Raw genomic sequence first — 15,757 nt, forward strand, 5'->3', positions numbered from 1 at the left:
CGAGCCCCACAGGGGGAATGGGTGCGACTCACGGGCGTGTACTCCCCGGCATCGCCTTCTCCACCGCCGGCAACTGCGGCGCCTGCACATCCGGCAGTGCCCAGCTGTGCTGCGGCTGCAAGCCACCCTGGGCGCGGCGCATAAAGTCGTAGCGATTGCGCGTAATGCTGCGCCCCGCGCCGCTGTCGCGAATGATGTAGGGCCGCAGGAACACCATCAGGTTGGTCTTGTTCACACTGCGCGACTCGTTGCGAAACAGTGCGCCCAATCCCGGGATGTCTGATAGCCACGGCACTGCGTCATTGCTCTGGGTATAGCCATCCTGCAACAGCCCGCCCAGCACCATGATCTGCCCGTCATCCAGCAAGATGCTGGTATCAATCGCGCGCTTGTTGGTCACCGTGCGCGCATCCCCCGACGCCCGGGTATCGACGCTGCTGACTTCCTGGTAGATATCCAGCTTCACCGTACCGCCCTCGGAAATCTGTGGCCGTACGTTCAACTTGAGCCCCACTTCCTCACGCTGCACGGTCTGGAACGGGTTATTGCTGGTGCCGCCCCCGCCGGTCACGTAGCTGCCGGTGATGAAGGGAATGGTCTGGCCGACGAAGATACTCGCCGCCTCATTGTCCAGGGTCAGCAGGTTCGGCGTGGATAACACATTGGTCCCGCCCTTGCTCTTCAACGCCCGCGCCAGGACTTTGAGGTCCAGCACCCGGCCGATCCCTGGAATATCCACGGTGCCGTCCACCAGGCCGATGTTCAGGCCCTTGGGCAGCACGTCGATGCTGGTCTTGCTGGTGGGGGTGCCGTTGATCCCGCTGCCGCCCAGGTTGACACCGCCAAAACCACCCTTGCCCCCCAGGTTGCCGGCCTGCCACTGCACGCCGAATTCGCTGGCATCGTCTTCGTTGACTTCGACGATCAGGCTTTCGATCACCACCTGGGCGCGGCGCTGGTCGAGCATGTCGATGACTTCGCGCAGGTTGCGGTACAGCGGATCCGGGGCGGATATCAGCAGGGTATTGGTGGTCGCATCGGCCTGGATCGTCACACCGCCGGCACTGAAGGCGGTGCTCTGCTCACTGCCGGCAGTGCTTGCGCCGGAGCTGTCCTTGGGATAACCGCTGGATGGCGCCGCGCTGGCGGTCGGCGTGCCGCTGCTGTTCTGGGTGCTGCCCTGGCTGGTGCTACCCGCGCCGCCCATCGCACTCAACTTGGAGCGGGCCTCGTCACTGACGCCACTTTCGCTCTCACCGGTCAGCATGCCGCGCAGGGATTGGGCCAGCTTGCCGGCCTGGGCGTTGCGCAGGTACACCACATGCATGTTGCTGGGGTTGCTCTGGGCATTGTCAAGCTTGTAGATCAGGTTGCGCGCCAGCTCCGTGCGCTCCGGGCTGCCGGCACGGATGATGATCGAGTTGGAACGCGGGTCGCCGATCACGGCGATTTTCTGGGTCTGGTCGTTGCCCTGGGTTTCCAGCAACTCGGCGACCATTGCCGCGATATCCACGGCGATGCCGTTTTGCACCGGCACCACGTCGGTGTCGATGGCGCTTGGGGTGTCGATGCCGTCGATGATTTGCCCTACCCGTGCGAGGTTTTCCGCGTAGTCGGTGATGACGATGCTGTTGTTGCCGGGGTAGGCGTTGATCGGGTTGTTCGGCGAAACGATGGGGCGCAACACCGGAATCAGGTTCACCGCGTTTTCGTATTGCAGCCGGAAGGTGCGGGTCTGCATGCCGTTGCCACTGGGGCTGGCGGCGTTGTAGATCGGCCCGCCCAGCAGTTTGGCGTCGGCTTCCGGGACCACCTGGGCCACGCCCCCCACGTCGACCACGCTGAAGCCCTGCATGCGCAGCGCCGCCAGCAGCATGTCGTAGGCCTGGTGCGCCGGGACCTGGCCTTCGCTGACCAGGGTCAGGTTGCCCTTGACCCGGGGGTCTACCAGGAACTGCTGGCCGGTGGCGCGGGACAAGGCGCGTACCACCGCCTGGATCTCGGCGTCGACGAAGTTCAATTGCACCGGCTGGTCACCCAGCGGGTTGCGCACCTTGGCCGGCGCGGCGACCGGGCCACGGGCGCGGTTGCTCAGCGGGTGCTGGACCCGCGGCTGGGGGCTGATTTCGCGCTGGCGATCGGGCAACGGCACGCCATTGCGCCGGGTGTCGGCCAGGGGCTGGCCGAGTTCGCTGTCCACCAGCAAGGGCGCAGGTGTGGGCGCCGGGGTGTGGCTGCAGGCACTGAGCGCCAGCAACAGCAGCGGCGCCACCTGGCGAAACGGCGCTGAACGGGGAAGTGACCACTTCATGAAGCTTCCTTAGCGCCAGGCGCCTGATCCATGCGAACGGTCCCGGACACGCTGCCGGCCGGGTTTTCTGGGGTATCGCCCACACGCTGCAAGCGCGCGTGGGACACCTCCAGGGAAAATGCGCGCGGGCTGGTCAGCAGCCAACCAACCAGCGCATCCGCCGGCGCGTCGGTAAAAGTCAGGCGCCAACCGGCGGGCGCCACGCCCTGCAACTGATAGCGGTCTTTAAGTCCGGCAGCGTCGAGCGCCTGGCGCAGCGCGCCTTCCAGGTCTTGCCCGGCGCGCGCACCGGCACTGGCGCCCTGCAGCAGCACCTGCAAGGTGGCGGCCTGGGTGCGCAGCTTGGGGGTTTCGGCCTGCCAGAAATCAATCTGCTGCAAGGGCGGCTCAATCAGCAGCAACCACACCAAAAAGCCCGCCAGTACCGCCCCGCTGCCGCCCAGCAGGCGCTTTTCGCGCAGGGCCAGGCCGCTCCAGAATCCCTGGAGCTGGCCGCGCAGGTGCGGATAGCTGAACTTACTCATCGGCGCCTCCCGTGTTGTCGAGCGGCCCGAGGGTCCAGCCGTGCTCATCGCGGGTGGCAGCGAAACCCGCCTCGGTCAACGCCGCCTGCCACTCCCCTGGGGCGGCCGGGCTGCGACTGTCGGGCAACAGCTCCAGGTGCAACCGGCCTTGATCAAATGCCAACGCCTGGACGCTGCCGACCATAAACGGCAGGTGGTTGCCCGCCAGTTGCAACAGGCTGCTGAAACGCTGGCCGGGATCGGCGGTGGCACCTTGCCCGGCGGCCAGTTGCTGCCGGGCCTGTTGCAGCGGATTGAGGATCACCGGCAAGTGCGGGAAGGCCTGCTTGACCTGGGCAATCATCCGCGCTTTGAGCTGTTGCCCTTGGTCCACCTGGCGCGCGGCATACAGGTTCAGGCCCAGGGTCCAGACCGCCACCGCCAGGGCACTGAGCCCCAGCGCCCGGCCCCAGCCACCGCTGCTGGCGCGCTTGAGGTGGCCATGCAAGCCCCAGACGGGGACCACACCCTGCCAGCGCGCGGGCGTGTGTTCATCGACCTGATGCAACTGCGCGCCAGCCTGCACCAGTTCCGCCAGGGCCTGTGACCCCAGGGGGTGCAAGGCGCTCTGGTGCAGGCTCTGGCGCAGCAGCAGATGCCCGTCGACGCAGGCCACGCTCAAATGCCCCGCCGGCGGCACAGGCAAGGCATAGGGCGCCGGGTACAGGCCGCGCAAACTGATAGGCACCTGGGCCAGGACCCGCTGCAACTGTTCCAGGCCAGCCGTCGGCAGCCAGCCCACTTGCACCTGGCCGTTGCTCTGCCGTGGGCTGTGGACCACCTGCATTTGCGCGACCGGGCCGAGGATCAGCGCCTGGGCCGCGCAGGCCACGGCTGCCGCCACTTTAGCGGGCGGCAATTGCGGCAACTCCAGGCTGCTCAGCAAACTGTCCCGGGGATGCAGGAAACACTCGGCCGCCAGGCTCTTGCGCGGTTGCGCCAACTGCCCAAGGCTGGCCTGACCTTGCCGGCTGACCTGCCCGGCGCGGTCCAACCAGGCGTAGTGCACCAGGCTCTCGGCGCTCAGTTGGGCCAGCGGCGGCAAGGCAATGCGCAAGCGCGTCATGCGCCCACCCGCCACCAGATCACTTGGGGTTGCCGGTCTTCAGGGCGATACAACAATGCTTCGACTGCCACCCGCCGCTGCTCGCGCCGCGCGCGGCCGTGCCAGCGGAACCACTCACTGGTGATTCCCACCTGCACCGAGTCCACCAACAACTGCGGCATACGCAAGCGGTTGACGAAATCCCCGCGGTTGATAAACCAGCGCCCGCTGTCCCGCTCGGCCACCAGCCCCTGGGCCTGGGACAGGCTGAGCCCCGGCACCACCGCACTGAGCACTTCGGCGCTGGCCGTATTGCCATTGACCCAGGTGTTGTCGGGCAACACGCTGACATAGGCCGCCAGGCGTTGCTGCACACCCGGCTCAAGGGCAAGGTCGTCAAGACTTCGCAACATCGGCGCCCTGGCCGGCAGCAAAGTCTGCGCGGCCTCAGGCGAGGTGCTACGCAGGCTGCTCACGTCACTGCCACCCGCACGCTGCGCATAAGAGGCAAGCACCCGTTGGCTGATGCGCTGGCTGGTGTTGGGGTCGATGCCGAGCAACTGGCACAGACGCTGGAAACTCTGCAACTGCGCCACATCCGGCTGCTGCTGGCTGACCAGATTGCGCAGGTTGAACTTGCCCTGCTCGTCATCCAGGCGCCCTTCGACCACCCCGGCAAAGGGGCGCGCCCAGGGCTGGTCGAGACGGGTCAGCACCTCTTTGCGCCGCGCGTCCCACAACTGTTGCCGGCTGGCCTGCAGCGCACCCTGCAACAACCAAGTGCCCTGGACCCGCAGTTGTTCGGCCTCAAGGCTGCGGGTGAACACGCTCTGGCGGGTGAGCATGGCCCCGGCAAGCACCGCCACCACGGCGGCGATCAGCAACGCGCTGATAATCGCCATGCCGCGCTGCTTCGCCGCTCTGGGCAAATGGCTGTTCATGGCGCGCCTTACAACTGCCAGGAGCCGATATCGGCATTCACGCCCTCACCGTCCGGTTGGCCGTCGGCGCCCAGGGAGAACACATCGACTTCACCGTTGGCGCCAGGGTTGAGGTACTGGTACGGGCGGCCCCAGGGGTCGTTGGGCAAGCGTTCGAGGTAGGCGCGCCAGTTGCTGTTCTTCCCATCGGCCGGGCGCTCGACCAGGACCTTGAGGCCCTGGGTCTGGTTCGGATAGCTGCCGTGGTCCAGGCGGTAGAGTTTCAGCGCCTGCATCAGGCCACCGATGTCTTGCCGGGCGGCCGTGGCGCGCGCCTGGTCGGGGCGGTCGAGCACCTTGGGCACCACCATGGCGGCGAGGATCCCGAGAATGACCACCACCACCATGATCTCGATCAGGGTAAAGCCACGCTGGCCACGAGCGCCTTGCGGGGTGGATGTGAAGTGCGCGATATCCATCTCGACATTCCTTGGCTTGAGTGCTTTTCGTCGCGCAGTGTTGCAAGACAACATGTCAGGCGTATTGAAAATCCTCGGGAGCTTTGGTCGCCAATCGGTCAAGTGCAGGGGCTAGTCTGCGGGCCTGTTTCCCGGCATTGAGCAAGCCATGCGCGCCCGCAATAGGAACCAAGGTTTCACCCTGATCGAGGTGCTGGTGGCCCTGGCGATTATCGCCGTGGCCATGGCGGCGGCTGTGCGGGTGGCGGGGTTGATGACCCAGAGCAATGGCCTGTTGCGCGACAAATCCATCGCCATGCTGGCGGCCCAGAGTCGCCTGGCGCAACTGCGTCTGGAGGGCCGCGCCAGCCCCGGGCGCAAGACGTTCGAGTGCGACCAGGGCCGTTTGAAACTGCGCTGTGAACAGGTGGTGGCAGGCGCTGGCGACCTGTGGAAAGTCAGCGTGCAAGTGCTGGACGCCACACGCGAGGCGCCGCCCCTGGCGCGCCTTGAGACCCTGGTGGGCCGCGCGCCGGCGTTAAAGCAGGTTACGGCCGAGTGAGCCGGGGCAAGGCCGGGGCATCGGGCAACTTTTCGAGGTTGACCCGGACCTTTTCAGCGCCGCGCTCGATCACCACCCCGTCGCCCTCGATGGCCGCCAGGCGCACGCCGGGGCTGAGGCGCTCCCCCGATAGAAAACTGCGCGGCGGCCCGTCGTTGAGGCTGAGAATCGCCACCGCGCCCTGGGCGCCGGCCAGCACCCCGGAGACCTTGATCTGCAGGGCCGCCGGCATGTCGGCAAACCATTGCAGCGCCGGGTTATCACTGCGCGCCGCCAATGCCTGGGGGGCAAGCGCCGGGGTATGGGACTCGGCAGACGTCAGCAACAACGGTGTCCATGTAGCGACCCCGGCCAGCGTCGCCAGCACGGCCAGGGCCTGGATGCCGTGGGCGGCAGATACGCGATGGATGAATGCCATGGGCGGGACCTCCTGTTTGTCCGTGCAGACAGCTTACAGGGCAATTCTCACGGTTTTATTTCAGTGGCAGATCCCGTTGAGGGCACACCCATGACGAATCGCCGGCAACAGGGGTTCACCTTGATCGAGTTGATGGTGGTGCTGGTGATCATCGGCATTGCCAGCGCGGCCATCAGCCTGAGCATCAAGCCCGACCCCTTGCACCGCTTGCGCAAGGACGCCGAGCGCCTGAGCCAGGTGCTGCAGATCGCCCAGGCCGAAGCCCGAGCCGATGGCCGCACGATCACTTGGCGCGCCGATGCCAAGGGCTACCGTTTGAGCCGCCGCCGCGACGATGGCCGGGGGCTGGAGGACTTCAAGGATGACCCACAACTGCGCCCACGGGCCTGGGATACCACGCCGATGCTGGTGCGGATCGAACCCCGGCAGACCCTGGTGCTGAATGCCGAATGGATCAATCCGCCGCTGCAGGTGTGGCTCTCGGACGGGCAACACGGCCTCAGCCTGCAACGTGATGCAGCCGGCACCTTGCGCGTGGTGAGCCAGCCATGAACCGCGAGCAGCAAGGCTTTACCCTGATCGAAGTGATGGTGGCGATCATGCTGATGGCGGTGGTCAGCCTGATTGCCTGGCGCGGCCTGGACAGCGTAACCCGCGCCGACGCCCACTTGCAGGCCAGCACCGAACAGACCCAGGGCCTGCTGCGCGCCCTGAACCAGCTGCAACTGGACGTCAGCCTGCGCGCCGGGGTGGAACTGGCTGCGCCACCCACCGAGGACCAGCCTCCCGCCGCCGACGCCTTGCCGGCGGTGACCGTGCGCAGCTCCGACAGCCAGGGCTTTCGTCTGGAGCTGATCCGCAGCGCGCCAACCCCCGGCGACGGCCTGCAACGGGTGCGGTGGTGGCTCAAGGGCGACACCTTGTACCGCGCTGCCGCACCGGCGCGGGATCGCTACCCGCTGCCGGCGCCCAAGGAGGCGGTGGCGGTGTTGAGCCAGGTCAGCGACCTGCAAGTGCGGGTGTGGGACAACGAGAAAGGCTGGCGGCAGTTGAGCGGCAATCGCCAGGACAATCCATTGGGGATGGAAATCACCCTGGTGCGCCAGACGCCCCAGGGGGTGGAGCGCTATCGCCAAGTGCTGGGGCCGTTGGACTGAACCTGTGGCGAGCGGGCCCCCGTCTCCAGGGCTAGCTGAGCAACACCACCCCGCCCGGCAGTTCCGTGCATTTGGCCCCATAGGCATCGCGGATCAGCAACGCCACGCCCGGCAGTTGTTCGAGACTGAAGCGCGCCTGCACCCGGCGCTTGCCCAGTTCGCGGTTGAGCAATACCAACATCCCTGGGCGGTAGCGGTTGATCTCGTCGATCACCGTATCCAGTGTGGCGTTATTAAATACCAGCACCTGTTCCCGCCAGGCGATCACGGCTTCGGTGTCCACCGTCACCACGGGGCCCAGCCCGGCCGCGTCATAGGTCAACTGGCGCCCGCTGTCCAGGCGCACGCTGCGCCCCTGCACTTCAACCGCCAGCCAGCCTTCAATGCAGGTCACGCACACACTGTGGTCGGTGTTGCGCACATTGAAGCGCGCCTGGCTCGCGCTCAGCCAGCCCGCCCCTGCCTGTACGGTCAGCGGCTGTGCCACCTGCACCTCGACCTCGCCTTCAAGCAATTCGATGCCCTGCTCGCGCCGGCTGATGCGGGTCTGGGTGTTGAGCTCCAGGCTGATGCCCTCGCGCAAGTCCACCCGCCGCTGCTCGCCCACTGCGGTGTGGTAGTCGGCGCTCAAGCCGGCAAAACCACCGGGCACGCTGATGTGCACCATCACCAGGGCCGCCGAGGCCGCAAGCGCCCCGCCGAGGAACGCCCGCCGGCCAAAGTGCCGGGGGGCCTGGGCCTCGGTCAGCGCCGGGGTCAATTGTTGCCACAGTCGCTTGGCCTGTTCGAAGGCCTGGGCATGCTCGGGGCTCTGGGCGCACCACTGGCGCAGGGCCTTGGCATCGGCCACGGTTGCCTGGCCCGAGGTCAGGAGGACCAGCCAGTCGCGCGCTTCACCGTGCAATCGGCTGTCGGGCGTGTCCCGGGCAGTGGGAAAGCTAAAAATATTCAAGCGCGCAGGTACTCACGGATTATCAGGGACTCAACACTAAGACGGTTTTCCGGCGCCGGGACCGAACCGCTGGATGACTTTTCTTTCCAGACGCTGGGCGCAATGCCCCAGGGCGGCCTTGATTTCCTTCTCGACCATGCGTGTGGAAATGCCGAAACGCTGGGAGATTTCCAGGTGTGGCGCTTCCTCCAGGCGCGCGGCGATAAGGATCTTGCGGCGCCGGGCAGGCAGTTCGTAGAGGGCTTTGAGCAGGGACTGGATTTCTTTCTGGCCACCCACCACCCGCGAGGGGTCCAGGGCTTCATCGCTGATATTGAGCAACTCCTCGACTTCGCTGCCGGTCAGCAGGCGGGCATCGGCCTGGCGCCGGTCGGCCGCAATGTTCAGGGCCATGCGGTACAGATAGGCATTGGGTTGTTGCAGGTTCGCCGGCATGTCCATGCGGTCGACCCGCAGGTAGGTTTCATGCAGGACGTCATTGGCCAGATCCTCCGACCCCAGGCGCTTGCGCAAACGCACCTTGAAGTCCTCGTAGGAGGCCAGGAACAACCTGACCATTGGCGTGTGCCCGGTATCCTTCATGCCCCGGAAGCTCCTTGCCGTGCTGTGCATTCCATGCGTTTTCCTGTGGTATCGGGCATTAAAAGCAGGGTCAACGGCAACCGCATCGAGCTGGGTGCCGGGCGCTCTATCCAGGTGCTGCCGAGGCTGCGCACCAGCGCTTCATCACGCAGTACATCGCCGGTGGAGCTGACCAGGCGGCTGTGTTCAATCAATCCGTCACGGTTGACCCAGACCTGCACCAGCGCCCGAAAACTGCCGGGGCGGGTCAAGGGTGAACGGCACAGGCTGGCTTCGACGGCCTGCTGCACGGCGCTGGCATAACTGCGGTTGAGCCGTGCGGCGTTACGTGGCGACACCCCGCGACTGGCCAGCGGTTGGCTGACTTCAGGCACCTGCAGGGTGAATGCATCACTGCGTGCGTAACGCGCCATCAGGCCACTCCCTGTCAGTAACAGGCCCAGGGCCTGCTGGGCGCTGTAGTGCCCGTGCACACCCATCGAACGTCGTCCATCGCTCAACTCGCGGTCCACCAGCACAGCCATCCCGGTGGCCCGGCTGAAAGCTTCCAGGGCGGGCGCCAGGTCTTGCGCAGGCAGATCCAGGCGCAACAACGGCGGCTCCCCCGCCTGCACCCTGGGCAGTGGCAGCCACATCCAGGCCAACAGCAAGACCAGGCAGCAGTGCGTGCGCCTCCAAGCCCACCGTTCGCCCCCTGCTCTGCCTTGTTGCACGGCTGCCGTGTCCTGGGAAAAGCGTCATCCTGAGGCCAATTTATGAACCTGATGTTACGGTGATGGCAAAAAAAACATCACGGTTTCGCCAGCGCCACCGGGCTAGACTGGCAGGCACTAACGGCCCACTCCCCAGGGCCTGCCAGGAGGCTCTGATGAAGCGGTTGTTGATGCTGTTGTTATGCGCGGGCCTGGCGTCGACCGTGCACGCCGAGGAAACGCCGGGCGGTTGTGTCGAGGCCAGGGTGGATGGGTACAAAGCGCCTGACTATGGATGCCTGAGCCAGCAGATGGGCGCTAAGGCAGCGCAGAAAAACCGCGAGGCGCGGGAAAAACCGGTGCACCAGCGGCCGCCGAACCAGATTGGCTTGTCGACGCCGGCGGCGACCAGTGTGCGGATGGGCAATACGTTCGGTACGGGGGTAAAGCCGCAGCGGCCGTGATCTGGGGGCCTGCTAGAAGCGCCACTCCTCGGCCCTAACCAGTTGGCAGAAAGGCCCATCCAACGTGGCATTGTGATGAGCGACGATATGCTCGGCTTTCATCACGGGAGTGTCCGAACAGGTATGGCCATCGGCGATAAGTACCGCATCGAAGCCAAGGTCACGGGCAGCGCGGCAGGTGCTGTCGACGCAGTATTGCGTTTTCATCCCGGTGACCACTACACCGCTAGCGCCGCATGCGCGCAACTGGTCAGCCAGGTCGGTCGACTCAAAGGCGTTGGGCCGACGCTTTTCGAACACCCTTTCGCCACCGAGCAACTTCAGTTGCGGTACCACCTTCGTCAGCGGGCTGCCGGGCTCGATGGGCGAGCCCACGGGCCCGATATGGCGCGCCAGAAAAATCGGCGCACCGGCGTGGCGGGCCTTATCCATCAGGCTATTGAGTGTTTCCAACAACGCTTCGCAGCGCCATGGTTTTTCCGGGCCGTGAACTAGCCCGACTTGCATATCGAGAATCAACAGGGCGTACATGGGTGCATCTCCTTGCGTTTGAGCCAGCGACACAAGGACAAGAAAAAAGGCCCTGTCCATCGCTGGCGGGCCTTTGAAGTTCGTCTGCTATTGGCTCACGAAACCTCGCACGCTCCGCTTGCAGCGGTCGTGGTGGTGGTCGTCGAGGTGAGGCAATAGGCAGTCATGCGTCGACACTAGCAATACCGCAACGCCCTGACAAGCCAGGATCCTGGAGCGCCCCCCCGAGCTGCAAACGTGTTCAGTGCTTAAACCGAAAATGCGGCAATAAAGCGCAATGGATAGGAATATGTCGGGACTTTTGCCAGAATGCGCAACTTAGAAACATTCGCATTCGCAGGAAGATCCCATGCACGCCCCCCACCCGCTCCCCGCTGCGCGCCGCATCCTTGCCGTCGAGGATGACCCGTTGCTCGCCGCCCACCTGCACAGCCACCTGGGCCAGCGTGGCTTCGAGGTCACGTTGCGCCAGGATGGTGGAGGGATTGTCGAGCTGGCGCGTACCCAGGATTTCGACCTGATCCTGATGGACATCATGCTGCCCGGCAGCAGCGGCCTGGAGGTGCTCGCGCAACTGCGGCGGCATCAACGGGTACCGGTGATCCTGATGTCGGCCCTCGGTGCCGAGCAGGACCGCATCACCGGTTTCAGCCAGGGCGCCGACGATTACCTGCCCAAGCCGTTCAGCATGTTGGAGATGGATGTGCGCATCGACGCGATCCTGCGCCGGGTGGCCTATGAACATGAGGTGCCTGGCACGGCGCGCAATGAAGATCCGCAACTGACGTTCGACGAACAGCGCACGGATGTGCACCTGGATGAACAGTGGGCCGACCTGACTACCACCGAATACCGCGTCCTGGAAACCCTGGTGGCCCATGCCGACGAGGTGCTGACCAAGGCATTCCTGTATCAGCAGGTCATGCACCGCGCCTATTCGCGACATGATCGCAGCCTGGACATGCATGTCAGCCGTATCCGCCGCAAGTTACAGGCCATCGGCTACACCGCCGGGCGCGTGGAAACGGTCAGGAGCACAGGCTATATGCTGACCCGGCTGGAGCCATGAGGCTGCCCAACCGCCACTCGCTGTTGTGGAAATTGATCGGCTTGCTGGCGGTGTTGTGCCTGCTGGTGGTCAGCCTGCAAGTGGATGTGAGCCGGCGCATCTACGAAGCCACCGCGCGCTTGCCCGCCCCCACCCGTTACATCCTCAGCGAGTACTCACGCCAGGCCGAAATTGCCTGGCGCGAACGCGGTGCAGTGGGGGTCGATGAGTTCCTCAAGAATCTGCGTGCCCAGGAGCAGGTATGGGCGGTGATAGTGGACGACCACCAGTCGCTGTCCTCCCAGGCTTTGACCACGATCGAGCGGCGCAAGCTGGATTTTGTACGCCAGATCGACTGGCCAGTGGGCCGCCCCGGCGGGCGGCCGACTTTCTATATTCCGTTCAGCGACGGTGCAGCACGCCTGGTCATGGAGTTGCCACTGCACCTGGACCCCCGCCAGGGCCGTGGCCTGTGGGACATTTTGCTGCGCCAGGTACTGCCGACGTGCCTGGCGCTATTGTTTGGTGTGCTGTTGTACCGGGTGCTGATTTCGCCGCTGGTGATCTTGCGGCGCCAGGCCAATGCCCTGAGCGCCGGCGACCTGGCGGCGCGGGTCGGGCCCCAGGTGACGCACCGCCGTGACGAACTCGGTGAATTGGCCCGGGCCTTCGACCACATGGCCGAGCGCCTGGAAAATACCGTGGTCCTGCAACGGCGCCTGCTGCGGGACTTGTCCCACGAACTGCGCACGCCCTTGAGCCGGCTGCGGGTGGCCGGGGAGCGCGAGCCCGATCCAAATGCCCTGCGCCAGCGCCTGGAGCGCGAAGTGCAAGGCATGGAACGCTTGATCGGCAGCACTCTGGAGCTGGTCTGGCTGGATACCGAACGCCCGGCGATGCCCGTGGAAGCGGTCGAGATGGAACCGTTGTGGGACTTGCTGCGCGAAGACGCCTGCTTTGAAAGCGGCTGGCCGCGGGAGCGCCTGCCCTGCGAACTGCCCGCCGACTGTTGGGTGCTGGGCAACCTCAATGGCCTGGCCCAGGCCCTGGAAAATATCCTGCGCAATGCCATCCGCCATTCCCCCGAACACGGTGTGGTGCGCTTGACCGGAGCATTGGAGGGCGATTTCTGGCACTTGTGCATCCAGGACCAGGGCCCAGGGATCGAGCCGGACAAGCTGGAGCAGATCTTCCTGCCCTTCACCCGCCTCAACGCCGCCCGCCCCGGCGGTGATGGCTATGGCCTGGGGTTGTCGATTGCGCGCAGCATCGTGCAGTTGCAAGGCGGCCAGTTGTGGGCACAGAACACCACGCCCGGGCTGTGCCTGCACCTGCGGCTCAAAGTGTATAAGTTGTAAATTGCGTTTACTCCCATATGAGAATCACTAGCATTCGAGCCATACGTTTCTTGTGACCCACTCGGTCTATGTGGGAGCTGGCTTGCCTGCGATGCAGACGCCTCGGTCTAGCAGGTCATTCCGAGGAGATGCCATCGCAGGCAAGCCAGCTCCCACACAAGCCTGCCCCCCAGGGCAATGGTGTTGCCTGGTCTGATGCTGATGAGCCCTCCATGAAAAGCAAATCCCCTGCCTGGCCGACCCTCTCGCGGGTAGTCGCCGCGCTGATCGGCGGTTACCTGTTTACCTATGCGTTTACCGCCGCCCTGGCGCGCCTGTTGCCCATGGACAAGGTGGATGCCCTGGTGGTCGCCAGCCTGCCCTCCTTCTTGATCTACACCCTGGCGATCCTCTGGGCCTTTGCCTGTCGCAACGCCTGGCGTGCGTGGGCCGGAATGGCCCTGGCGCTGCCCCTGGCTGCCGTCGGTTTCTGGCCACACTGGCGCGAGGTGCTGGGATGAAACACAAGACCCTGACCCAGGCCATGGCCTGGCTGCATACCTGGAGCGGGCTGGTGTTCGGCTGGCTGCTGTTTGCAATCTTCCTGACCGGCACCCTGGCGGTGTTCGACAAGGAAATCGACGGCTGGATGCGCCCGGAAATCCCCACCTCGACCCTGTCGCAAAGCGCCGCCGCGCAGCTGGCCCTCGACTATCTGGCGCGCCAGCACCCCGAGGCGAAGACCTGGAGCATCGGCCTGCCCGGCGAACGCTCCGACACCCTGACGGTATCGGCCGGCGAACAACGACGTGGCGGCGGCACCGCACTCGACCCACACACCGGCGAGCCCCTGGCCGTGCGCGAAACTGCCGGGGGCGGGTTTTTCTTCCGCTTCCACTTCACCCTCAACCTGCCGCGCGACCTGGGGATCTGGACGGTCGGCCTGGCCGCCATGGCGATGCTGGTCGCGTTGGTCAGCGGGATCGTGATCCATAAGAAATTCTTCAAGGAGTTCTTCACCTTCCGCCCCGCCAAGGGCCAGCGCTCGTGGCTGGATGCGCACAACGCGACAGCGGTGCTGGTGCTGCCCTTTCACCTGATGATCACCTATACCGGGCTGGTGATCTTCTATTTGATCTACATACCGGCGGCGGTGGACGCGCTGTTTGACGGCGACCGCGACAACCTCTTCCGCGCCCTGCGTGGCGCGCCCGCCGAACAACAAGTGCGCGGCGAACGCGCCAAACACAGCGAAGCGGCCGAGCTGACGGCACTGGAACCGCTGCTGGCCGAGGCCGAGCGGGCCATGGGGCCGGTGTCCAGCTTGTCGATCCACAACCCCGGCCGCAGCGACGCACGCATCGAGGTACGGCCGGTACTGGGCAACCGCATCGAGCTGACCAAGGGCCAGAGCATGCTGTTTGACGGGGTCAGCGGTGCCGTCCTGCGCCAGCCTGCGGTCAGCCGGCCCAGCCTGTTGACCCAGAAGGTCATGGCCGGCCTGCACTTTGCGCAGTTCGGCGGCTACTCCATGCGCTGGCTGTACTTTGTCTGCGGCCTGGCCAGTTGCGCAATGCTGGCAACCGGCTTGGTGCTGTTTACCGTCAAACGCCGCCGGCGCCACGATGGCGAAGGCGCTGTGGGCGCCCTGCTCTACCACATCGCCGAACGCCTGAATGTGGCGGTAGTGGCCGGGCTGACGGTGGCGTGCGTGGCCTTGTTGTGGGCCAACCGCTTGCTCCCGGTGGAACTGGCCCAGCGCGGTGGCTGGGAAGTGCGGGTGTTTTTCCTGGTGTGGCTGTTGAGCCTGGGCCACGCGATTGTCCGCCCCTGGCGCAGTGCCTGGCGCGAGCAACTGGGTCTGGCGGCAGTGCTGTGTCTCGGCCTGCCGGCCCTGAATCTGCTGGGGGAAAGCCTGGGTGATTACGTCTACCTGGAATTGACCAGCGTCGCCCTCGGCCTGCTGCTGGCCTGGCCGTGCTGGAAGCTGTACCAGGCGCCCAAGGAACGCAGCACCCGGCGCGTGGCCAAGCACGCTGTAGCGGAGGTCAATTGAGATGGCGTTGATAGGCGCGTTGTTGCTGGCCTGCGCAGGGATGGCGGGGTTGTGCCTGGGCTTGGAGCGCCATTACAAACAACTTATGCAGCGCCTGCCCTCGCCGGTGCTACGACGTGGCCTGCGAGTGCTGGGCTGGGGGATGCTGGCGGCGAGTTTTGCCGTCAGCGTATTGGGGTGGGGCTGGGCCATGGGGCCGGTGGCGTGGTTCGGCTTGATTTCGCTGGCTGGGCTTGGCGTGGTGTTTCTGTTGCCCTACACCACGCGCTGATGGGCCAAAAAACCTTGTAGGGGCTGGTTTGCCGGTGATTGCGCTGGGTTATCGGATACATGCGGCGACTGATACACCGCCATTGCAGCATAGGTATCTACACAACTCTTTTCTGGGGTTGTGTACATATCCGTTGCTGCGGTCACGGCGGCTATTGGTTCCGCCCTTACGGCGGGTCACTTTTGGAAAAGAGCCCCAAAAGTAACCAAAAGGGCTCCTGCCCCACCACTCGGTGCCTCGCCTAGGCTCGGCATGCCCGCAGTCAGGCATTGCTCCGTGGGCCCGCCGCGATCGGCCATCCATGGCCGTGTCGCGGCTACCCCGGCATCCATGCCGGGGTGCCCACTGCGCAATACCTGCCTGCGGCCATCGTGGTTTAACGGGGCGCCT

Annotated in this window: 19 protein-coding genes; 9 read left to right on the forward strand and 10 right to left on the reverse strand. The window is 65.3% G+C overall.

The features are described from left to right. Positions 1-28 precede the first annotated feature (28 nt). The 5 genes from gspD to gspG are packed head-to-tail and all read right to left on the reverse strand — an operon-like array spanning position 29 to position 5,318. On the reverse strand, positions 29-2,311 hold the full coding sequence (gspD, locus tag HBO24_RS28585) for a type II secretion system secretin GspD (protein ID WP_170060796.1): 2,283 nt from the start codon (positions 2,309-2,311) through the stop codon (positions 29-31). Next, positions 2,308-2,835 (reverse strand): type II secretion system protein GspM, encoded by a 528-nt coding sequence (gene gspM, locus HBO24_RS28590; protein WP_057959140.1) that lies wholly within the window; start codon positions 2,833-2,835, stop codon positions 2,308-2,310. Before gspM ends, gspD begins: the two co-directional genes overlap by 4 nt. After that, positions 2,828-3,940: a type II secretion system protein GspL gene (gspL, locus tag HBO24_RS28595; RefSeq protein ID WP_170060797.1), complete on the reverse strand. Its 1,113-nt coding sequence runs from the start codon at positions 3,938-3,940 to the stop codon at positions 2,828-2,830. The genes gspM and gspL overlap by 8 nt, the downstream gene beginning before the upstream one ends. Beyond that, the gene (gene gspK, locus HBO24_RS28600; protein WP_170060798.1) at positions 3,937-4,860 is read right to left on the reverse strand and encodes a type II secretion system minor pseudopilin GspK; all 924 of its coding nucleotides are present in this window, start codon (positions 4,858-4,860) and stop codon (positions 3,937-3,939) included. The genes gspL and gspK overlap by 4 nt, the downstream gene beginning before the upstream one ends. An 8-nt stretch (positions 4,861-4,868) precedes the next feature. Further along, on the reverse strand, positions 4,869-5,318 hold the full coding sequence (gene gspG, locus HBO24_RS28605; RefSeq protein WP_057959138.1) for a type II secretion system major pseudopilin GspG: 450 nt from the start codon (positions 5,316-5,318) through the stop codon (positions 4,869-4,871). Positions 5,319-5,466: 148 nt separating this feature from the next. On the opposite strand from gspG, the gene gspI reads away from it, so the two are divergent. After that, the gene (gene gspI, locus HBO24_RS28610) at positions 5,467-5,859 is read left to right on the forward strand and encodes a type II secretion system minor pseudopilin GspI (protein WP_170060799.1); all 393 of its coding nucleotides are present in this window, start codon (positions 5,467-5,469) and stop codon (positions 5,857-5,859) included. Here the strand turns inward: gspI and HBO24_RS28615 are convergent. After that, on the reverse strand, positions 5,846-6,277 hold the full coding sequence (locus HBO24_RS28615) for a type II secretion system protein N (protein ID WP_170060800.1): 432 nt from the start codon (positions 6,275-6,277) through the stop codon (positions 5,846-5,848). The two genes, gspI and HBO24_RS28615, sit on opposite strands and share 14 nt — an antisense overlap. 90 nt (positions 6,278-6,367) lie before the next feature. On the opposite strand from HBO24_RS28615, the gene gspH reads away from it, so the two are divergent. Further along, positions 6,368-6,829: a type II secretion system minor pseudopilin GspH gene (gene gspH, locus HBO24_RS28620; protein ID WP_057438722.1), complete on the forward strand. Its 462-nt coding sequence runs from the start codon at positions 6,368-6,370 to the stop codon at positions 6,827-6,829. Next, complete coding sequence (locus HBO24_RS28625) at positions 6,826-7,434, forward strand: type II secretion system protein GspJ (RefSeq protein ID WP_057438723.1); 609 nt, start codon at positions 6,826-6,828, stop codon at positions 7,432-7,434. The genes gspH and HBO24_RS28625 overlap by 4 nt, the downstream gene beginning before the upstream one ends. Before the next feature lie 31 nt (positions 7,435-7,465). On the opposite strand, the gene HBO24_RS28630 is transcribed toward HBO24_RS28625, so the two are convergent. The 3 genes from HBO24_RS28630 to HBO24_RS28640 are packed head-to-tail and all read right to left on the reverse strand — an operon-like array spanning position 7,466 to position 9,603. Beyond that, complete coding sequence (locus tag HBO24_RS28630) at positions 7,466-8,386, reverse strand: DUF4880 domain-containing protein (RefSeq protein WP_169990618.1); 921 nt, start codon at positions 8,384-8,386, stop codon at positions 7,466-7,468. 36 nt (positions 8,387-8,422) lie between these two features. Then, complete coding sequence (locus tag HBO24_RS28635) at positions 8,423-8,968, reverse strand: RNA polymerase sigma factor (RefSeq protein ID WP_057438724.1); 546 nt, start codon at positions 8,966-8,968, stop codon at positions 8,423-8,425. After that, positions 8,965-9,603 carry a secretin and TonB N-terminal domain-containing protein gene (locus HBO24_RS28640; protein ID WP_057438740.1) on the reverse strand — a complete coding sequence of 213 codons (639 nt, stop codon included), beginning with the start codon at positions 9,601-9,603 and terminating at the stop codon, positions 8,965-8,967. Before HBO24_RS28640 ends, HBO24_RS28635 begins: the two co-directional genes overlap by 4 nt. A gap of 233 nt (positions 9,604-9,836) precedes the next feature. Here HBO24_RS28640 and HBO24_RS28645 point away from each other — a divergent pair, with 233 nt between their 5' ends. Then, positions 9,837-10,124: a hypothetical protein gene (locus HBO24_RS28645; RefSeq protein WP_057959133.1), complete on the forward strand. Its 288-nt coding sequence runs from the start codon at positions 9,837-9,839 to the stop codon at positions 10,122-10,124. A 12-nt stretch (positions 10,125-10,136) separates the two neighbouring features. Here HBO24_RS28645 and HBO24_RS28650 read toward each other — a convergent pair whose 3' ends face one another. Continuing rightward, the gene (locus tag HBO24_RS28650) at positions 10,137-10,655 is read right to left on the reverse strand and encodes a cysteine hydrolase family protein (RefSeq protein ID WP_076964993.1); all 519 of its coding nucleotides are present in this window, start codon (positions 10,653-10,655) and stop codon (positions 10,137-10,139) included. 349 nt (positions 10,656-11,004) lie between these two features. Here HBO24_RS28650 and HBO24_RS28655 point away from each other — a divergent pair, with 349 nt between their 5' ends. The 5 genes from HBO24_RS28655 to HBO24_RS28675 all read left to right on the forward strand — a co-directional run bounded on the left by HBO24_RS28655 (position 11,005) and on the right by HBO24_RS28675 (position 15,367). Continuing rightward, positions 11,005-11,724: a response regulator transcription factor gene (locus HBO24_RS28655; protein WP_057959131.1), complete on the forward strand. Its 720-nt coding sequence runs from the start codon at positions 11,005-11,007 to the stop codon at positions 11,722-11,724. Continuing rightward, complete coding sequence (locus HBO24_RS28660) at positions 11,721-13,061, forward strand: sensor histidine kinase (RefSeq protein WP_169961366.1); 1,341 nt, start codon at positions 11,721-11,723, stop codon at positions 13,059-13,061. The genes HBO24_RS28655 and HBO24_RS28660 overlap by 4 nt, the downstream gene beginning before the upstream one ends. A 212-nt stretch (positions 13,062-13,273) precedes the next feature. Further along, the gene (locus HBO24_RS28665; protein ID WP_057445152.1) at positions 13,274-13,561 is read left to right on the forward strand and encodes a DUF3649 domain-containing protein; all 288 of its coding nucleotides are present in this window, start codon (positions 13,274-13,276) and stop codon (positions 13,559-13,561) included. Continuing rightward, the gene (locus HBO24_RS28670) at positions 13,558-15,096 is read left to right on the forward strand and encodes a PepSY-associated TM helix domain-containing protein (RefSeq protein ID WP_170060801.1); all 1,539 of its coding nucleotides are present in this window, start codon (positions 13,558-13,560) and stop codon (positions 15,094-15,096) included. The genes HBO24_RS28665 and HBO24_RS28670 overlap by 4 nt, the downstream gene beginning before the upstream one ends. 1 nt (position 15,097) lies before the next feature. Then, entirely contained in the window at positions 15,098-15,367 is a 270-nt protein-coding gene (locus tag HBO24_RS28675; RefSeq protein ID WP_178112945.1) for a DUF3325 domain-containing protein, read from the forward strand. The last annotated feature ends 390 nt before the right edge of the window (positions 15,368-15,757 follow it).

It is taken from the genome of Pseudomonas sp. WS 5410 (genome assembly GCF_012985645.1).
GTDB lineage: Bacteria > Pseudomonadota > Gammaproteobacteria > Pseudomonadales > Pseudomonadaceae > Aquipseudomonas > Aquipseudomonas shahriarae.